Genomic DNA, 2,694 nt, shown 5'->3' with positions numbered 1-2,694 from the left:
TGTACGGCACTATACTTGATTTACTTTTTGTATATCATATAGTTTATCACTTGTTAGACCTTAAGTAAACCGTATTGTATTATAAATTTACAGGCTCTTATCCTGAATCGGTTCATGTTGACCGCATTTATCGGACAAGAGAGAACCGAGCTTGGTGTAGAGAAAGAGGTATTAGAATCAGCGGACCACCTTTAGGAAGACCCCCTGCAAATGTCAGCAAAGAAAAAAAGAATCAGGCTCTAGAAGATGAGAAAATTCGGAGTTCAATTGAGGGAAAGTTTGGAGTCTCGAAACGAAGATTTAGCCTCGCTCGCGTGATGACAAAACTTGCTAATACTTCAGAGACAGAAGATTGCTATTACTTTTTTAGTCATCAATCTTTCTACCTGGCTTAGACAGGTTTTTTGTGTTGTTTTTTGCCAAGAATCGAAAACAACACCTGTTTACGGGTTTGTTATTATTAAAAGTTATAAGTTAGCAAAGCTCAGACAAGACAAACTTATGTTCGAGCGAGCTTGAATAGATGGTCAATCCCGATCTGACTTTTCCCTTACTTATTCAGCAAGCCCTAAGTATTTGTACGTCGTCTGTAAGCGCTACAGCGTCGTCTTATGGAACTATTAAGTGCCTCATTATGATTAGCGCCTACTTCTGTTTTTGGACTAATGGCAGTGTAAGGATGCTCCTGGTTAACCCATTTAACACGCTTACGACCTTGAGAGCCTTTTATCTTCATGGCTACTTCCACACCCTCCCGCCAAACTTTACGGTATCCGTAAGCTTGAGGGCGTTCAAAGGATTTCAAGTATTGACTTGCTAATAACCATAACTGCTGACCGTAACGTTGTTCCCCGTCCGTGAACCAACGTACAGAGACACAATTTTTTAGCCCACTGCCAGGCGGATTGGGTTCCCTGTTGGAATAATTGAGCATTTTTAAAGCCTGCATTAGCCACTAACCAATAGCGACTATCACGTTCTATAAAACTGATTGTCCACCCTTGGGACCGTTCCGGGGGAGGAATTACGCCCGACCCGCGTGTACAACTCATCTCCTTCTACTGTTACCTCTTGACTTGGTGGTGCTGGTGGAGACCATGCTTTCGTCATGTCTGCCACACGCTTTTCCCATCGAATAACGGTAGAGTGCGATTTGCCCAGTATCCTCCCTGTAGCCCTGATCCCCGTCCCCTCTGTACGTATTTTTAACGCGCTCACCACCAGCGCTTTGGGAGTGCGTAAATTTGCCATAGGCGTCCCGGTACGTTCGTTAAACCGTTTTTCGCAGTGGCGACAGTAGTATGTCTAGATGATGTCTCCCTCTTTCAGGCGAGTAGTGCCGTATTTCATAGCATGGTGGTCGCAGTAGGGGCAGTCCATAGGGTGGGATGCGAATTAACCAAAGTTACTAAGCTAGTCTACCACACAATAACAGACCAGTACCAAACAATTCAATCTAAAAATGTCGCATTAGAAGAATTAAAAACGCTTTTTGACCTGCAACTTGTCACAGACGACCAATTTTTTATAGCATAGCAATACGAGTTGCCAGAAATCACCGACTTTCAAAAACGACAGCTAGATCAGATTAAAGCAGGTTACTTCAACTTGCTAGAGTATCCGCCGATGCTGGAAAAAACCATCAGTTTGTCGATCGTCTCTCCGCTGTTATTTGTCGGCTAGTTTTATCTGCATCCTTTCTACATTAAACCAGAAAAATCCGGCGAGATTTCCGAAGAAGATGAAGAGGTTATCCTCAAAGGTAGCATCGACACTTTAGTTTTAAAAGAGCAGTTGTGGCTGATGGTAATAGAATCGAAACGAGTTTCATTTTCGATCGAAGCGGGCTTGGCGCAAATCTTAGGTTATATGCTGGCCAATCCCAACTCTGCTGACAAACCTAGTTACGGCATGATTGCTACAGGTGGCAGTTTCATCTTTGTTAAATTAGTGAAAGAAGAATCCCCTCGATATAGCACATCTGATTTATTGGGAATTAGCAATCGCACCAATAATTTATATGATCTACTCCGCATCCTCAAACGCTTGATTTAAATAGCAGCTATAGCCTTTCTCAGAAAGATCAAATACAATAACAGCAGTGACTTGCGGCAATTTCAAATATTTTTGCACTGTAACTTCATTAAATGCAAATTCTATGGCTTTACCTAACTCTTGATAATTAGTCGTTTTGAGAGAACGGAGAATATTTTTAAGTTTTGACCGTGAATTTTCAAGTGGTGTGAAATCCGGTGAATAGGCCGACAAGGATATTAATTTGGTTCTTAATTTTTGATGGCTTTTTCTATTTTTTTCGGTATGAATAGTACAATTACCCATCACTACACAAACCGCTTTCCATAATTTTGGTACTAGCTTTCGGATGATAAAAGACTCAAATGTAATTGCATCGGTTGTACCTGTTAAATTGACTGATGTTAGGACTTCATTGACCGATATTGCTCCAATTATTGAGACATTTTTTCCACGTTTACTAGGTTTTGACCCCGAGCCCTTGAACCTTTTAAAGACCTAGCATCTGACGGGGTGACAACACCGTCAAAACCCCTAGCTGACGGGATTTTGACCGATTTATGGTAAAAAAAGATGGGGTCAGTATTAGACCTCTTGCAAAAAAGATTTATGTTATAATTAGAGGTTTTAAATTTCATCCCCTAGAGCTAACTCATAATT

The 2,694-nt window shown here is 41.2% G+C and carries 2 protein-coding genes and 3 pseudogenes; 3 read left to right on the top strand and 2 right to left on the bottom strand.

All coding sequences use genetic code 11. The features are described 5' to 3' along the window. Window positions 1-77 precede the first annotated feature (77 nt). Window positions 78-519: pseudogene (locus QUA54_RS33950) on the top strand (transposase); the annotation flags it as partial. 55 nt (window positions 520-574) lie between these two features. Here QUA54_RS33950 and QUA54_RS33945 read toward each other — a convergent pair. Further along, window positions 575-1,287 (bottom strand): annotated as a pseudogene (locus QUA54_RS33945) (transposase); the annotation flags it as partial. Window positions 1,288-1,545: 258 nt separating this feature from the next. On the opposite strand from QUA54_RS33945, the gene QUA54_RS33940 reads away from it, so the two are divergent. Together QUA54_RS33940 and QUA54_RS33935 are read left to right on the top strand one after the other, a co-directional pair. Beyond that, on the top strand, window positions 1,546-1,683 hold the full coding sequence (locus QUA54_RS33940; RefSeq protein ID WP_333419386.1) for a hypothetical protein: 138 nt from the start codon (window positions 1,546-1,548) through the stop codon (window positions 1,681-1,683). Between the two features lie 120 nt (window positions 1,684-1,803). Beyond that, complete coding sequence (locus QUA54_RS33935) at window positions 1,804-2,055, top strand: hypothetical protein (RefSeq protein ID WP_333419384.1); 252 nt, start codon at window positions 1,804-1,806, stop codon at window positions 2,053-2,055. Here QUA54_RS33935 and QUA54_RS33930 read toward each other — a convergent pair. Then, window positions 2,026-2,490 (bottom strand): annotated as a pseudogene (locus QUA54_RS33930) (transposase); the annotation flags it as partial. The gene QUA54_RS33935 and the pseudogene QUA54_RS33930 sit on opposite strands and share 30 nt — an antisense overlap. Window positions 2,491-2,694: the final 204 nt, after the last annotated feature.

This window comes from Microcoleus sp. MOSTC5 (genome assembly GCF_036701825.1).
Lineage (GTDB): Bacteria > Cyanobacteriota > Cyanobacteriia > Cyanobacteriales > Microcoleaceae > Microcoleus > Microcoleus asticus.
This window is presented reverse-complemented; position numbering and strand designations above follow the sequence as displayed.